The sequence below is a fragment of the Shewanella psychropiezotolerans genome (genome assembly GCF_007197555.1).
Taxonomy (GTDB): domain Bacteria; phylum Pseudomonadota; class Gammaproteobacteria; order Enterobacterales; family Shewanellaceae; genus Shewanella; species Shewanella psychropiezotolerans.
Window position 1 is genome coordinate 251,885 of sequence record NZ_CP041614.1, and the last position, 16,274, is coordinate 268,158.

Genomic DNA, 16,274 nt, shown 5'->3' on the forward strand with positions numbered 1-16,274 from the left:
CTCCCGGTATCAAGCCGTAGTTAGGGATAGTTCTGTTACTAATAGAGGCTTCGTAATTAATATTTTTAAGCATGAGCAAAACCTCCTAGTGCTGATGACCGCTACTCAGGCGCATTAAACTGCCCTTGAGACTGGCTTCTGAATCGAGTAAGAATTGACCCGAAGTGATCACGAGTTCGCCTTCGCTCAGCCCATCGAGAATCTCGGCCTTGCCTTGGCTTAGCATACCTACAGTGACCTTACGTGCAGTAAAACTGTTATTTTCAAGCTTCACTATGACGCGGTTTTCTTTGCCCGTTTGGATCAAAGCCTCTTGAGGGATCACCAGAACATCTTCGTTGGGGCCCCCGAAGATGTCTATCTTGGCTAAAGTGTTTGGTCTTAGCTTTGTGTTGTGATTTTGAACCACAATTCTGACCCGTAAGCTACGGGTCACAGGATCGAGTTCCGGATAGATATAATCTATCTTACCTTCGATGCCCTTGATCCCCATGGCAGGTACAGAAACTTCGGCTTTTTGGCCCACTGCGAGCCAGCTTTGCTCGTTTTCAAATACATCGGCGATCACCCATACATTAGAGAGGTCGACGACGGACATCACCTCGGTAGCAGGCTGAATATACATACCATCTCTGATAGTAAGCTCTTTTACTATGCCGTCACTTTCGGCATAGAAGGGGACTCGATATTGAGTCTGTTTCGATTTTGCCAATGCTTTTATTTGGCTCTTTTTCAAGCCTAGTAATTCTAATCTTAAGCCTGCTTTTCTGAGTAAATCTTCGTAACTGGCATTCTTACCAGTACGTCTCAAGGTGTCTTGGGCGAGCAGGAAGTCATCCTGTGCATTGATCAGATCAGGTGAGTAGATTTCATACAAGAGTTGGCCCTTAGTGATCTTGTCGCCGACAGATTTGATAGTCAGCTTCTCGATCCAGCCGGTAACTCTAGCGTGGATATGATTGATCTTACTCTCGTCATAATCTATCTGGCCTACGGTTTGAACAAACTTCCATAGGGTATCTTTTTCTACTTTAGCGACTTTTAGGGCCAGGGCTTGTTGCATGCCACCAGAGACATCTATCTGGATCTCTGTACCGCTGCCACCTACCTCGACCTTCTCCAGGTTCATGCCACAGATAGGACAGGTGCCCGGAACGTCACTGATAATGTGTGCGTGCATCGGACAGACAAACTTGATCGTGGCACCTTCATCGAGTGAAGCAGGCTTAGCACTGTTAAATACTGTATCAGCAGGAGTGAGTGCCGACTGAGCCGTATGCTCGTGCCCCGATTGGTCTTCCGGGATTGATTCGCTCATATTATGGGCCGAGTGATCCATACTCCCTTTCTCTTCCTCCTCCTCTTCCACGAGGAACATGTTACAGATTGAGCAACGGCTACCCGGCTCATGGCTGGTTTCTTCGGGATGCATAGGACATGAATAGGTTATCGCTTCATGACCTTGTGTCTGGCTATGCTGAGCATGCTCTGTCGCCGGACTCTGGGCAATCAGTGACTGAGAATGGACTAACTGGGGTGTCACAACCATAAATAGGCTGAGCAGGTAGGCTAGTTTTTTACGTTTATTGTTCATTTCAAATTGACTCATGATGCCTCATCTCCACTCAAAATTAGTGTTTGTGGTGAACTGCTGGTTTAGTGTCAGCCTTCGCTTGCATAGGCTCTAGGTTCATTCCACATTTCGGGCATGTATCACCCTCTTTCCCTGTTATATCTGCGTTCATAGGGCAGGCATGGGTGTCAGCAGATGCACTGTGTTCATGAGCCGATGTCTTATGGTGCGGGCAATTATCACAACTTTGACCATTAGAGGCGCTTTTGACAGCAGTTAAGTTCATACCGCATTTAGGACAAGTATCACCTTTTTTTCCTGTTACCTCAGGATGCATAGGGCAGGCATGATCGGCTTTCATTTCATGGTGTTGAGCATGTTCTTGCTGCTGAGAATGATCGTGTGCAGATACGGTTGGCGCAACTGAAATCAAGATAAAGGCTGATAAAATAAGGCTAATAAGGGTTTTCATTTATAAATTCCATCATATAGACGGCCGTCTAGATTTGATCTAATAGATCGAAAATAAGTAACGGCTAATATAAAACTAATCACAATGAATAACAGTCTTAATTAAGCATAATAAGTCGATAGTCTGACAGACAGAACAAATCGTGCTGTTAAGAATTTAATTATCAATCGGATCGATACAAATAATTGTTTTAAAGATATAGCTTTGCAAGCAGTCGATAGGACTACTGGATTTAAGATTAAAGCATCTTAAGTCCTATATTTAAGCTATGGGAGGTCTGATATCTTTAGAGATTGAGATTGAATGGAAATGAGGCATTTGAGTGGCCAATGCTAACTCTGAGGGACTAAATCCTGGCCAAGATTTAGTATCGAAAAGAGTGCCTGTCATCGAGATAACGAGACAATGATTACAATCACCCTGGCAGTATCCGTTGCCGTCACAGCAGCTCTGAGCTTCGTCGGGAAGCACATCGTCGAGTCGCTCTGAGTCGCAGCAATGGGGGATGTTATCTGTCTGTTCCGAGTGGCAAGCAGCTCCATCTTTCATACTCATCATTTGTGAATGGTGTGAACCAGACATCATGGCTTCATGTGCTTGTGCTTTTCCTATCATCATAGACCCATTAGATAGCAGCCCTTGGCTCAGCATCGCGAGCAGGGTAAAGGCTATTAATGTGTGACGACGAAAAAACGTAAACATAAAGTTTCCAATAATGAGTTGTGGCTAGTCTAACATGAGTAAGTAATAGTGCATTGACAGAATTCACATTTATCGACTTTGGCTAGTTGGACTCTTCGATATATCTGCTGATGAATATTACTCATTCAATTTTGCTTCATTAACTGTATTCGGACAATCGTCATCTAGCCAATTCAATAGGTCTTGATATTGAATTGGCTTAGATTTTATCAAGAGTTATTCTCTAGCCAGTAGAAGCTGAGCCATCAGTTGGTGGTGAGTAAGCAAGGTGACATCTTTACTCTCTCCTTGGGTTTCTTTTAGGGTGATCACTGGATTATCGATAAAGTCATGGGCTTCTTCTTCGGTATATATCACAGGTGTTATGGCCTGATACTGTACCTGCTCGTTCGAACTCAAGATGAGGTAGAGAGGCGCCGATTTTACCCAGGCGCCCGAGTCATCGGCATTGACTTCGAAGATGTCGTGATACTTAAGCTCGATGAGATTCTTACCCTCGGCAAGTTGAATCTCGTGGGTGCCAAACTTGGTTTCACCATTGATGCCGGTAACCGAGAGCGAATCGGGGAAAGAGACACTAGCGGCTGAAGATGAGAAGCTAACTAGACTGGCAAAACTCAGGGCTGCGATTGTGATTAATGTTTTCATAATAGACTCCAATTGGAACTATGCCGAGACAGAAATAAGATCCAGAAGGCTGTAGACTATGTGGGCTCTAAGATAATAGTGAAGAGCACCTTCATAGACACAGGAATTTGGCTCTGTCTTGAGGCAAAAAATATAATAAATTGTTTTGGGTGTGCCTCTAGCAATATGCCAGAGCGCCGAGCTGATAACTGTTAAGTTAAGCTTATCCAAATTGGAGGGGGTTAAACGTTGCGAGGTCTGCGGTCTGCGTCGACCATGATAGAGTCTGAACTTTACCACTGGATTCTGGTGATGACAGAGAAAATTGAGCTTGAATTAAGATGCCACTAGCGCTGGCACAGTGAGAGATACATCCTCCTGCGCCCATCATCTCGCATAGGGCATCACAGTCGATAAGAATGTCGCTATCACTCGTCGACATACTAGCGACCATCATGTCACATTCTTTCTCCCCATGGGTCATAACCATCTCAGCTTTCGAGCCTGTGTCTGAATCAGAGAAATATGTAACTTGTGATTCGATCGTTGAACTCTGTAGGGCTTGGCCCATGGACATCTTCATCGGTATATTTGAACTGTCCATCTCTGACATATGAGCATGAGTAAATGCGTGCAAAAATCTTGGCATAGCCATCACTGGTGTAAGCATAAATTGCCCCACTAAAGAGATGATTAATACAAGATGTGTAATTTGCTTCAAGATTTCTCGCTCTTAATTCGTTAAATGAATAGTGTGTCGTTCTAATAGACCCAGCAATTATATAAAAAGTTTCAAACTTTGAAAATATTTTTTTGATCGAGGTCAATAAAGGGGGGAATATAAAGTTTTGATATTTGAAGAAATGTAAAAGCTCTGCTTTATCAGTGGATTGAGGTCATTACCTTGCTAAATACATGGGTTTGGCTTAACTTTAGCTAGAGTGAATATAAATTGAGCTAAGTGCTATTTTCTCCATTTCGCAATATAGAGTTAGAGCTAGATCTCATTTGTACTATTTCTCTCAGATCAGACGGTAAGATCTGGTTTATAATTTTTGCCATAGAGATGAAGTAAAAATAAGTACTAAACATAAGTATTAAGTACTAAATAAAAATCATATTTTACGGAGAAGAGTGATGAACTGGCGTGCCCTATTTAAACCAAGCGTGAAATACTCAATATTAGCCCTATTAGTGGTTGGTGTTGTAGTCGGTGTTGTTGGCTACTTTGCTACACAACAAACTTTACACGCGACAAGCTCAGATGAATTTTGTATGTCTTGTCACAGCAATCACTCTTTGAAAGATGAAGTGTTGGCTTCAGCACATGGCGGAGGTCGTGCGGGCGTGACTGTTCAGTGTCAGGATTGTCACTTACCTCATAATCCTATTGAGTACATGATTAAGAAGATCATCGTATCTAAAGATCTATATGGGTTCCTGACTATCGATGGCTTTAACACTCAAGAGTGGTTAGATGAAAACCGCAAGGAACAAGCCGAACACGCGCTTAAATACTTCCGTGCTACCGATTCAGCTAACTGTCAGCATTGTCATACTCGTATCTACGAGAACCAGCCAGATACTATGAAGAAGATGGCGAAGAGAATGCATGAGCGCAACTTCAAGAAAGAAGCCGATAAGCGCAAGACTTGTGTAGACTGTCACAAGGGTGTTGCACACGTTTATCCTAAGGGATAAGCCTTAAAGCTTAGTGCCGATACAGAGTAACCTTGAAAGTCCCATAGTTAGCACTATGGGACTTTTTTTATGCTTGTTCATCTATAGGCATAAACAAGCGACTTTTATTAGGTCCGTATGAGTCTGTACCAGCTTGTATCATTATGAGTTAATATACTCAGAAGGTAATTACTTATCTCTAATGTTCCTGCTTTTTTCAGTTAAATGGATAGGTATTCAACTTACTTCTACAGGGGAGGTCTATGTCAAACCGTTCACCTCTCATTCGTATCGAGGGAGTATTGGCGTATATTCACGATAATTTGCATAAGAGCCTGTCGTTAGAGGAGCTAGCCGAGCAGAGTTGCTGGTCCAGATGGCAGCTGCAGAGGGTTTTTCAGGGGCAAACTGGTTTGAGTGTTGCTCAATATGTCAGAGAATTGAAGCTGAGCCTGGCGGCTGAGCGCATGCTCACCGGCGGCGAGCGTATGCTAGATATCGCCTACGAGTTGGGATTTAACTCTGAGGTGAGTTTTAGTCGTGCTTTTAAACAGTTTTTCGGTGCTAGCCCGCGGGAATATAAGCTCAGAGGTTTGAGAGTGGGCTTGAGAAACCCACTGACCAAGCTAACAGATTTGGCCTCAGGCAGTGTGGTAGACAGCGCTTTTCTGCAGACCCGTATCGAATACAGACCCGCATTCAGCATCCTTGGAGTATCTTCGCCCATCAAGGGGGTGCTCTCAGATTCTCCTGATTTCTCTACTATAGTCCCGGAAACTTGGTGTAAGTTACATAGTGCTCTGGATGCAGGCTCTATTCCTGCCAGCGGGCTAATAGGTGTCGTCGATACCCGTATGATTGGCGAACCGCTTATCAGCTATTGGGCTGGAGTTGAAAGTCAGGCTATCAAACTTGGTGGTCAAAAAAATCACCAGACATTGGGTTTGTTAGAGATACCAGCCCAAGAGTATGCGGTTGTCTCCTATATCGGTGCCATCAGTGGTTTTTCTCATGTGGTTGAGTGGTTGATCTGTACCTGGTTACCCGAGTCCGGATACTCGGGAGTCGAAGGCTTCGAGCTCGAGACCTATGGTGCCATAGAAGATCGTGGTAATGAGGCCTGTACCGAGATGGAATACTGGCTGCCTGTAGATAAGAAAGCTTAAGCCTGCTTTGCCTGAACAGTAAAACTTTAATACTGTGTAACTAAAGTTTAGCTGGCTCGACTGCTTCTCCCTGTCCCTATAGATATTGTGATTTTCCTCTCGAAATGACCAACAAGTTTAATATTTACATTCCCATGCACCAAATTGTTAATTTTATCTCCGTTAAAGACTATATCATTCATTTCTGATAATCATTCTCATTTATATTCTCATAAGCAACTTGGTGTGCTGTTGAGAAAGCTAACCTGAATTTAGTAGAGGGCTCCATGGTCTCAAGTAAGCGTAATCTGGTATTTCATCGCACCGTTCTGGCCACAGCAATTATGGCTTCACTGTCATTCACGCAGTTCGTCAACGCGGAGGAGTCTGATGAATCTGTGGTTGAAACTCCTCAGATGGAGACCATTACCGTACTCGGTCAAGCATATCGAAACACGGCGACTAAGACTTCGCTACGCCCGGAGGACACCCCCCAGGGGATCACAGTTATCGACAGTGAGCTGTTGAAAGAGCGCGGTGTTAAGTCTTTAAATCAGGCCCTAAGATATGTTCCTGGCGTGACTACCGAGCAAAAAGGTGGCGCGGTGACCATGTATGACACCTTTAATATTCGTGGTTTCGATGTTAACCAGAGCTACTATGACGGCCTGGTGCTGCAGTCGCTGACGGGCTGGAACCTGCAACCTCAGATCGATCCTATTGCTATCGAGCAGGTGGAGGTATTTAAGGGGCCGACCTCTGTGCTGTATGGTTCTATGCCGCCGGGTGGCATGGTCAACATGATAGCTAAGACGCCACAAACTATGCCTAGCACAGAGATCACGGCAGCCACAGGTTCAGATAATTTGATGGAAGCTTCGATCGATACCACGGGCCAGATTGGAGACAGTAACTTCTCATATCGCATCGTTGCGTTAGCGCGTAAGAAAGATGGCCAAGTGGATCATACCGAAGAGGAACGCTACGTTTTTGCGCCTTCTTTGGACTGGAATATCTCAGATAGCACCTATATTAACTTTAATCTCTATTATCAGAACGATCCAGCCATGGGAATGAACTCTTCATTACCATCTTCTGGGATGATCTATGATAATGCTGCGGGTAGTACCAGCCCGTCTACCTTCGCCGGTGATAAGAATTGGAGTACCTTCGAGCGTGAGTTCTGGATGGCAGGTTATAAGCTAAATCATGACTTCAACGATAATTGGTCTTTCCTACAGAGTTTCCGTTATCTGGATGCTCAGCTGTATCAGGAAAATACCTATCATGTGGCGGATAACTTCGACCCGGTCACGGGCAACTTAGACAGAAATATCTACAGTACCGATGAAGACTCTAGCGGTTATACGGTCGATAACCAGCTATCGGGCAACTTCTATACCGGTAATCTAGAACACAATGTGTTGATCGGGGTCGATTACCAGAGGATGAGTGGAACGTCTGCATACTCTGAGTTTGGTACCACTAGCCAGTTTGGTGATTTCAATATCTTTAATCCAAATAATGACATGATAGATCCGAGCAAACTGACCTCTACCTATGAAGCCAGAGACAATGTAAAACTTGAGCAGTTAGGCTTCTACTTTCAGGACCAGCTACGTATAGACAAGCTTATCCTGATCGCCGGTGGCCGTTTTGATGACTTTAGCGCTTCGAGTCAGTACACCGATAGTGATGCCAAGACTGAAGCCAATCATAATCAGTTCTCTTACCGTGTCGGTGCCATGTATGAGTTCGATAATGGCGTCTCTCCCTTTATGAGCTACGCCACGAGTTTCGAGCCTGCGGCCGGCACTAAGTCCGATGGCAGCACTTATAAGCCTGAACTCGGTGAGCAGTTTGAAGCGGGGCTCAAGTATATCTCGCCGGCTCAGGATATGACGGCCAGCGTCTCCTATTTCAACATAGTGAAGAGCGACGCCCTGATGGCTGATCCGAGCGATCCCTGGGGAAATAAACTCCAGGTCGGTGAGGTGCAATCCCAAGGACTTGAGCTCGAGGGGCAGTGGTACCTGACGGACAGTTTCGATATTTTAGCCAGCTACACCTATATAGATATGGAGATCACTAAAGACAGTGGTAACGATCTTCAAGGGAAGACGCCCATCTATGTACCCGAGCATACGGCGACATTATGGACTAATTATTACATAGATTCTGGCGTCCTCAGCGGCACGCGTATCGGTGGTGGTGTACGTTATGTTGGTGAGATGCAGATGGATGCCAATAATACAGACAAGGTCTCTTCATACACCTTAGTTGATCTCTCCCTTGGCTATGACTTGAGTACATTGAGTAGCAACTTAGCCGGTGCCAGCATGACGCTTATCGCTAATAACCTATTCAATGAGGAGTATTATACCTGCTACGACTCGATGAACTGTTGGTATGGTGCAGAGCGTACCGTCGAGTTGAACGTTAAATATAACTTCTAACCTGCTATCTAGGTTGGCGGAGAAAGGGAGCTCCGTCAGCCCTATTTTGGAGAAAAATGTGAGCCAAGCGGATTTTGAACTGCTCTTTGAGCAATGTAAGCGAGTGACGCCTTATCTGAAGGGGGAGCTTGGTCGTTCGTTCAAGGGGATGATTTCCCAGCATGGCTCAAACCTGCCGCAGATTAAATCTCTCTATCGTGAGTTACAAATCAGTACTCCCGAGGCCGAAAAGGTATATTGGCTGACACGCAGCTGGGATCTGTTGACCTGGCAGCCTCTCTATCTGGCATTTGTCGCCATCTATAATATGAAGTCGCTGCCAAACCTGGGTAATATGGCCCAGTATCATAGAGGCGATCTCATCGCCGGATTCAGGTTCGATAACACTGAGTGTATTCAAGGTGATTATGAGGGGCTGATAAGCCGAGCGGGTCAACAATTGTCGCAGATGTTTGAGCACTACAGAAGCGAACTCGATTTATGGATACGTTGTCGTCCAGGGTTTGTGCAGCATCTGCTAGCCGACGCCTTGCTGGCTAAGCTAATCCAAGTACAGCAGCGACATAGGGAGATGACCGATGGCTTTATCTTGCACCACGCAAAACTTTGGTTAGCGGCATTTAATATCTCAGACAAGCATTTGGCATCTCTGTATCTGTCTAAATTAGATAATAAGCTCAGATTAAGCCGCACCAGCTGTTGCTCCGTATATAAGACTAAATCGGGTGTCCTGTGTGACAATTGCCCGCGTTTAAGAAGAAACAAAGATGTATGAATTAACCGATGTCAAAGTGATACGTGGTGAACGTACCATTTTGGATATAGATGCCCTACAGATAGATCCCCATGCCCTCACTGTGGTGCTGGGCCACAATGGTTCCGGCAAGTCGACCTTGGTCAACCTGCTCGCTAATCAGTTTCCCCCAGAAGAAGGCGAGGTAACATTAGCGGGTAAGCCACTCATCAGTTATAGCCCCAAGCGGTTAGCACAAATCGTGGCTTACTTGCCACAAAAATTGCCTGAAGTGGCAGGGCTGAATGTGGCAGAATTAGTACGCTTGGGGCGCTTCCCTTGGCGCGGTGCTTTAGGACGCTGGCGTAAAGAGGATGATGAGATCATCGCTCAGGCCATGGCGGAAACCGGAGTCGAGGCGTTTAAAGATACCTTAGCCGATCAACTTTCCGGTGGTGAGCGTCAACGAACTTGGGTCGCCATGTTGCTGGCACAACAGGCTGATTTGTTGATACTGGATGAGCCAACTTCGGCCCTAGACATTCATCACCAATATCAATTGATGGAGCTATTGAGTGAGTTAAACAAGAATACAGGCAAGGGCGTGATCGTCATCCTGCACGATCTCAACCTAGCTTTGCGCTTCGCGACTCAGATAGTGGCGCTTAAAGCGGGCAAGATAGCCTTTAAAGGGGAGGTGGATGTTTTGCTCGATGAGCAGCTGCTATCAGCTCTCTACTCGACCCCCGTCAGGCTTATCGATCATCCGGAGCTAAATCATAAGGTCGCGGTCGTATGCTAGCGGCTCAGTTAAGCGCAATATTAGCCAGAACGATGTTGATTACAGCAATAATATTGGTGTCTTGGGGGAGTCAGGCAGAGATTCAAGTGCCTGTTCAGGTCCAGGATAGTCGAGGACTGCAGATGTTAGCTCAGGTGCCAAGTCGTGTCGCCGTATTGAATTGGGATGTGGCCGAGCAAGTGCTGGAGCTGGGTATCACTCCTATCGCCATGCCGGATATTGCCGGATATCGTGAGTGGGTAATGGAACCGCAAGTCCCCGAATCCGTGCTGGATATCGGCACCCGAGTCGAGCCTAACTTTCAGCGTTTGGCTGCCTTGAAGCCCGATGTGATCATTATAGCATCGCCTCAGCTCGACCTCTTACCTAAGCTTGAGCTGATAGCGCCAGTGCTGTTTTTCCAAACCTACAGTGAACATCACGATAATGCCAAGGCCGCCATCGACAATTTCAAACAGATCGCTAAGGCGCTAGGGCGAGAGGATATCGCTGCTCTGAGATTAGCGAAGATGTACGCCAATATAGAACAGATGAAGGCCAGATTAGAGGCGGCATATCCAGACAGCTTACCTAAAGTGACCACTTTCCGTTTTGCCAGCATGACCTCCATCTACCAATATGGTGATAACTCTACCTCGCAATATGCTCTCTCTTTACTGGGTATCGAGCCCGCGATTGCTCAGGGCCGAACTCAATGGGGCGCGAGACAGAAAAGATTGAAAGAGTTGCGTCATGTGGATGATGGTATCGCCTTATATTTTCGCCCCTTTGCTCAAGAGTCTCAGCTGGATGCTAGCGTGATGTGGCATGCAATGCCTTTCGTTCGGGCTAAGAGAATGAACTGTGTCGAGTCGGCCTGGAACTACGGCGGTGCCATCTCTATCGAATATATGGCTCAGGCGCTGACCAATAGCTTGCTTGAGATTGCGCCCGTTAAACCGGAATTGACCCGAGTCTCAATATCAAAACAACAGGGTGAGTTAAACCAGTAATGCACAAATATCAATTTTTCCGCTATAGCACGACTCTGTTATTTTTACTGCTCATGACTGCCATGTCCGCCCAGGTCGATACTCAAATATCACTATCTAGCCAATGGCATCTGCTGGTGGATTTTTCCCAGCGTCACCTATTGGCGAACAGCTTCGATGAGATCATGTTTGTCGAGTCTCAATTGCCCCGTATTGTGATGGCCATCATGGTGGGAGCTACTTTAGGCTTAGTGGGTAGTTTGATGCAGCAGTTAACCCAAAACCCCCTGGTTTCTCCACTTACCTTAGGTACCGCTTCGGGAGCCTGGCTAGCCTTAGTTGTACTCAATGTATGGTTTCCCGGCTTTGTCGGTGAATACGCTTCACTGGCTGCCATGATTGGCGCCATCTTGACCTTGGGTCTGGTGATCTTGATCACAGGTATTCGTAACATGTCAGGATTGCCTGTGGTACTTGCTGGCATGGCGGTAAATATCTTACTCGGGGCCATAGCGACGGCGATTATTTTGCTCAATGATCAATACGCAAAAAACTTGTTTATCTGGGGTGCCGGAGATCTGGCGCAAAATGGCTGGCTGCAAGTTCAGTGGCTAGCGCCAAAGCTCTCTGTTGCTGTGCTTATTTTTATCTTTGCACCACGGATTTTATCATTACTGCGTATGGGGCAAATTGGCGCAGCAGCAAGAGGCCTTAATATTGTTCCTGCTTTTCTTGGGCTCTTTGCCTTGGGGTTGTGGCTGGTGGCTTCATCTATCACTGCCGTAGGGGTGATCAGTTTTATCGGCCTGCTTGCGCCAAATATCGCCAGGCAACTCGGGGCCAGAACTCCGAAAGATGAATTATTTTTCAGCATGTTGCTCGGTGCTCTGGTGCTGGTGGCTACCGATGCCCTGGCCATGTTGCTGAGTACCTATACCTTCGATCTGGTGCCGTCGGGGACGGCCGCCGCTCTGATTGGTGCGCCGGCACTTATCTGGTTCACCCGGCGCAAGATGGGAGCGCAAGATCAACTGTCTCTTTCTTTACCTAAGAGTCGTTATCAGATGAGCCCCAAGGCCCTGCCCTTGATGGCATTATGCTTACTGGCTCTGGCTGTCATCTCGCTGTTTATCTCTAAGGCAACCGTGGAGCAGGAGATTGTCTGGCTGTTCTCTTTCCCTGATGCCTTCGGTTGGCAAATACGTTGGCCGAGATTGTTGACCTCGATAGCATCGGGTGCAGGCCTTGCGGTTGCGGGCGTCTTGCTACAGAGATTGATCTACAACCCGTTAGCGAGCCCGGACATATTGGGGATCTCGGCCGGGGCAACATTGGCCTTAGTGGGTGGGACTATCTTCCTGGGATTGAATATCTTCGACGGTACTCCGGCCATTGCGTTTATCGGAAGCATGTCTGTCTTGGGTCTGCTGCTGATTTTGGGGAAACGACATCAATACGCGCCCTCCATGCTGGTGTTAACTGGCATAGCTTTGACCGCGCTTATCGAGGCCATGGTGCAGTTCGCTCTTGCACGAGGCGATGAGACCTCTTATACCATCTTAAGTTGGCTCGCTGGCTCAACTTATAGAGTCACCCCCGTATCGGCACTGGTGCTCACCGCTGCCGTGGCGCTATTAATTTGCTTTGCTTTGTTAACGTCGCGCTGGTTGACGCTGATCTCGGCGGGGCGAGAGTTTGCCAAGGCCAGAGGCCTAAACGTACCTGGAGCCTTTATCTCGTTACTCTCTTGTGTGGCACTCCTGTGCGCCATAGTCACAGCTACCATGGGGCCGGTGGCTTTCGTCGGCCTGCTTGCACCTCACATGGCGGTGATTTTAGGCGCGAAGAAGGCTGAGTTACAGATCCCGACTGCTGCTTTGCTCGGTGCCAGCTTGATGGTGTTTTCAGACTGGTTAGGCCAAAATTTGGTATACCCATCCCAGATAGCGGCTGGCACTTTAGTCGCGATCGTTGGCGGACTCTATTTTATTGCTTTGCTAATCCAAGGAAGAAGGGCGACTTAGAAGGTGATTAAAAACCTTCCTAGGTTCTAGAGCCTAGGAACTTAGCCTACACTCTTAATTTAACTGCTCTTCTCTATATTGTGTATCACCTTGCGTCGATAACTTAATAGGCTAAATATGCCGAAGGCGAACACGTTTAGGTAATCACTTTTGTGCAGAGTAAGCCGAGATTTGAATCGAGTATGTAAGATGACGACTTGAAAGCTGTGCATAAAAAGGGTCACGGCAAATAAGATATTCAGGATAACGGTGGTGTTACCTTCGAAGGGCTGAACTAGATTGTAGGTCATCATCAACCAGGCAAGCAGGGTGATAGCCTTACCCGTCATTATAAAAACGTTATTAAACTTCATTTTTTCTCTTAAAATGCTTTTTTAGTTTCAAATAGCGGCGCTAATCTGCGTAGCTCGTAGCTCGTAGCTCGTAGCTCGTAGCTCGTAGCTCGTAGCTCGTAGCTAAGAGCCTTTAAGGCTGATATTGATACAGACGGTAGATGACTTGACCCGCCTTCTTCTCTTTTAACTGCACCCAGTCAGACGGTACGCTTAGTTGGTCCAGCTCGCTTTCAGTCTCCACATAGATCTGAGCATTTTCTTTGAGCCAATTATGTTCAGCGATTAATTGAATACTTTTTTCAGCGAGATCTTTTCTAAATGGGGGGTCAATATAGACGATATCGAAGCCTTCCAAGGGCTCAACCGTTAATAACTTAAGGGTATCGCCTTTGATGACATCGGCCATCGATGAGTCACACTTGAGGGTTTTTAGGTTCAGTTTGAGTTGCTCTGCCGCACTGGCTTGGAGCTCAAAAATCTTGGCATAGCTTGCGTAGCGGGAGAGAGACTCGAAACAGAGTGCGCCACTACCGCCGAAGCAATCCAATATTCGAGCGCCGCTGAGGTCACCAGCAAGCCAGTTGAACAGTGTCTCTCTGACTCTATCGGTTGTGGGCCTTAAGCCTTCGAGATCGTGAATAGGTAGACGTCTCGAGCGCCACTGGCCCGCGATGATTCTAACTTGGCCACTGGAAGGTCTATTTTTTGCCATCTCTTTACCCATCTGTTTAGCTGATTTTTGGTCTTAAGGGAGAAAGTGATAGACTATTTCGCCCAATGAAAGTCGATTATTTTACCCCAAAGCTAGTGGAAATGGTGAAAACCTGAGGTTATTGCTGGAAAAGGCTTGTTTCTCTGCATATTTACCCCTTTCTTGTGGTTATAATGTGGCCCAAAATTAGTTTACTTGTATTGCATCGCAAAAATAATTGTTTGAATGATTATTTACTGGCGAGCAATGGATAAGTAGCAGATAACATCAGATAAAAGTAGATAAACAAATACATGATTGGATGGTTTCATTGAGCTTTTATAGCAACAGAATCAGTAGTTCATCCAGTTTAAAAGTTAAGTCCGTTAGTTGAGCATTGGTATTACACATGGCAAAGAAAGGTTTTTTCTCCTGGTTTCGCAAAGATAAGTCAAAAGATGAAGTTGAGGCTCCAGAGGTAGAGGTTGCGGATAACGCTGCAGAGCTGGCGACAAAAGAAGCCGAGGCTCTTGTTTTAAAAGAAGCTCTAGTTTTAAGAGAAGCTGAAGCTCTGACAGAGGGTGAGGCCGCAGCGCTTGCAGAGAGAGAAGCTGCTGAACAAGAACGTCTTGCTGCACAAGCTCAAGCTGAGATAGAAGCGGCTGAACAGGCTCGTCTTGCTGCGGAGGCTCTTGCCGTGAAAGCGAGACAGGAAGCTGAGGCTCTAGTTTTAAGAGAAGCAGAAGCTCTAGCAGAGAAAGAGGCGGCAGCGCTTGCAGAGAGAGAAGCAGTTGAACAAGAGCGTCTTGCTGCTGAAGCTCTTGCTTTAAAAGAGGCTGAGGCTCTAGTTTTAAGAGAAGCAGAAGCTCTAGCAGAGAAAGAGGCCGCCGCGCTTGCAGAGAGAGAAGCGGTAGAACAAGAACGTCTTGCTGCACAGGCTCAAGCTGAGATAGAAGCGCAAGCGAGACAGGAAGCTGAGGCTCTTGCTTTAAAAGAAGCAGAAGCTCTTGCAGCACAAGAAGCTGCAGATCTTGAAGATGCTTCGGTGACACAAGAGGCGGAAAAGCAGCCTGAACCACAGGCAAAGCCGGTTAAAGAGGGGTTCTTTGCCCGGTTGAAGCGTGGCTTGAAGCGTACCAGTGAGAATATTGGTAGTGGTTTTATAGGGCTGTTCAAGGGCAAGAAGATCGATGATGATCTTTTCGAAGAGCTCGAAGAACAATTACTTATCGCCGATGTAGGTGTCGAGACGACCACTCGCCTGATCGAGAGTTTAACCGAGCAAGCGAGCCGTAAGCAGCTTAAAGATGGTGAGGCCCTATATGAACTACTGCGAGAAGAGATGCAGAAGACCTTAGAGCCTGTATCTATTCCTTTGGTTCCGGATAATGCCGATGGTCCCTTCGTGATCTTGATGGTGGGTGTCAATGGTGTCGGTAAGACAACGACCATAGGTAAGCTTGCCAAACAATACCAGGCCGAGGGTAAATCGGTTATGTTAGCAGCGGGTGATACTTTCCGTGCAGCGGCCGTCGAGCAGTTACAGGTCTGGGGACAGAGGAATGATATTCCGGTTGTGGCGCAGCATACTGGAGCCGACAGTGCTTCTGTGCTGTTCGATGCACTTCAGGCGGCACGCGCCCGAAATATCGATGTCTTGATAGCCGATACTGCAGGCCGTTTACAGAATAAAGCGCATCTGATGGACGAGCTAAAGAAAATCGTTCGGGTGATGAAAAAGTTGGATGAGAATGCTCCCCATGAGGTGATGTTGACCTTAGATGCGGGCACAGGGCAAAATGCAATTAGTCAGGCTGATCTGTTCAAGAAAGCCGTTGGTGTGACGGGTATTACGATCAGTAAGCTGGATGGCACGGCGAAAGGCGGAGTGATCTTTGCCATTGCCGATAAGTTCGGTATCCCTATACGTCATATCGGTGTCGGTGAGCAGATAGATGATCTACGCACCTTCGATGCAAAAGACTTTATCGATGCGCTTTTTACCCAAGACAACGAAGAACAAAAGTAATTTATTTAGCGCCTAGGCCAGGACTCTTTTCAGA

At 46.6% G+C, this 16,274-nt stretch carries 15 protein-coding genes; 8 read left to right on the forward strand and 7 right to left on the reverse strand.

The window, feature by feature from the left end; translation table 11 throughout:
• Positions 1 to 85 precede the first annotated feature (85 nt).
• The 5 genes from FM037_RS01125 to FM037_RS01145 all read right to left on the reverse strand — a co-directional run bounded on the left by FM037_RS01125 (position 86) and on the right by FM037_RS01145 (position 4,095).
• Positions 86 to 1,609 carry an efflux RND transporter periplasmic adaptor subunit gene (locus FM037_RS01125; RefSeq protein WP_144044475.1) on the reverse strand — a complete coding sequence of 508 codons (1,524 nt, stop codon included), beginning with the start codon at positions 1,607 to 1,609 and terminating at the stop codon, positions 86 to 88.
• A 22-nt stretch (positions 1,610 to 1,631) separates the two neighbouring features.
• Entirely contained in the window at positions 1,632 to 2,045 is a 414-nt protein-coding gene (locus FM037_RS01130; protein ID WP_144044476.1) for a heavy metal-binding domain-containing protein, read from the reverse strand.
• Between the two features lie 261 nt (positions 2,046 to 2,306).
• Positions 2,307 to 2,747, reverse strand: a complete 441-nt coding sequence (locus FM037_RS01135; RefSeq protein WP_144044477.1) for a hypothetical protein — start codon at positions 2,745 to 2,747, stop codon at positions 2,307 to 2,309.
• A gap of 216 nt (positions 2,748 to 2,963) precedes the next feature.
• On the reverse strand, positions 2,964 to 3,395 hold the full coding sequence (locus FM037_RS01140; RefSeq protein WP_144044478.1) for a DUF2057 family protein: 432 nt from the start codon (positions 3,393 to 3,395) through the stop codon (positions 2,964 to 2,966).
• 202 nt (positions 3,396 to 3,597) lie between these two features.
• Complete coding sequence (locus FM037_RS01145) at positions 3,598 to 4,095, reverse strand: hypothetical protein (protein ID WP_229381044.1); 498 nt, start codon at positions 4,093 to 4,095, stop codon at positions 3,598 to 3,600.
• Between the two features lie 416 nt (positions 4,096 to 4,511).
• Between FM037_RS01145 and FM037_RS01150 the strand changes: the two genes are divergently transcribed.
• The 7 genes from FM037_RS01150 (at position 4,512) to fhuB (ending at position 13,185) form a co-directional block, all read left to right on the forward strand.
• Positions 4,512 to 5,075: a NapC/NirT family cytochrome c gene (locus FM037_RS01150; RefSeq protein WP_144044479.1), complete on the forward strand. Its 564-nt coding sequence runs from the start codon at positions 4,512 to 4,514 to the stop codon at positions 5,073 to 5,075.
• Positions 5,076 to 5,317: 242 nt separating this feature from the next.
• Complete coding sequence (locus FM037_RS01155; RefSeq protein ID WP_144044480.1) at positions 5,318 to 6,220, forward strand: AraC family transcriptional regulator; 903 nt, start codon at positions 5,318 to 5,320, stop codon at positions 6,218 to 6,220.
• A gap of 266 nt (positions 6,221 to 6,486) precedes the next feature.
• A complete protein-coding gene (locus FM037_RS01160; RefSeq protein WP_144044481.1) occupies positions 6,487 to 8,655 on the forward strand; it encodes a TonB-dependent siderophore receptor in 2,169 nt (722 codons plus the stop codon).
• Between the two features lie 58 nt (positions 8,656 to 8,713).
• On the forward strand, positions 8,714 to 9,430 hold the full coding sequence (locus FM037_RS01165; protein WP_185976934.1) for a siderophore ferric iron reductase: 717 nt from the start codon (positions 8,714 to 8,716) through the stop codon (positions 9,428 to 9,430).
• Positions 9,423 to 10,190 (forward strand): ABC transporter ATP-binding protein, encoded by a 768-nt coding sequence (locus FM037_RS01170; protein WP_144044483.1) that lies wholly within the window; start codon positions 9,423 to 9,425, stop codon positions 10,188 to 10,190. The genes FM037_RS01165 and FM037_RS01170 overlap by 8 nt, the downstream gene beginning before the upstream one ends.
• The gene (locus FM037_RS01175; protein WP_221937452.1) at positions 10,184 to 11,182 is read left to right on the forward strand and encodes an ABC transporter substrate-binding protein; all 999 of its coding nucleotides are present in this window, start codon (positions 10,184 to 10,186) and stop codon (positions 11,180 to 11,182) included. Before FM037_RS01170 ends, FM037_RS01175 begins: the two co-directional genes overlap by 7 nt.
• A complete protein-coding gene (gene fhuB, locus FM037_RS01180) occupies positions 11,182 to 13,185 on the forward strand; it encodes a Fe(3+)-hydroxamate ABC transporter permease FhuB (protein ID WP_144044484.1) in 2,004 nt (667 codons plus the stop codon). The genes FM037_RS01175 and fhuB overlap by 1 nt, the downstream gene beginning before the upstream one ends.
• 59 nt (positions 13,186 to 13,244) lie before the next feature.
• Here the strand turns inward: fhuB and FM037_RS01185 are convergent, their stop codons facing one another.
• Positions 13,245 to 13,538: a DUF1145 domain-containing protein gene (locus FM037_RS01185; protein WP_144044485.1), complete on the reverse strand. Its 294-nt coding sequence runs from the start codon at positions 13,536 to 13,538 to the stop codon at positions 13,245 to 13,247.
• 112 nt (positions 13,539 to 13,650) lie between these two features.
• A complete protein-coding gene (rsmD, locus tag FM037_RS01190) occupies positions 13,651 to 14,232 on the reverse strand; it encodes a 16S rRNA (guanine(966)-N(2))-methyltransferase RsmD (RefSeq protein WP_185976935.1) in 582 nt (193 codons plus the stop codon).
• Between the two features lie 388 nt (positions 14,233 to 14,620).
• Between rsmD and ftsY the strand changes: the two genes are divergently transcribed.
• Positions 14,621 to 16,240, forward strand: a complete 1,620-nt coding sequence (gene ftsY, locus FM037_RS01195) for a signal recognition particle-docking protein FtsY (protein ID WP_144044487.1) — start codon at positions 14,621 to 14,623, stop codon at positions 16,238 to 16,240.
• Positions 16,241 to 16,274 lie beyond the last annotated feature (34 nt).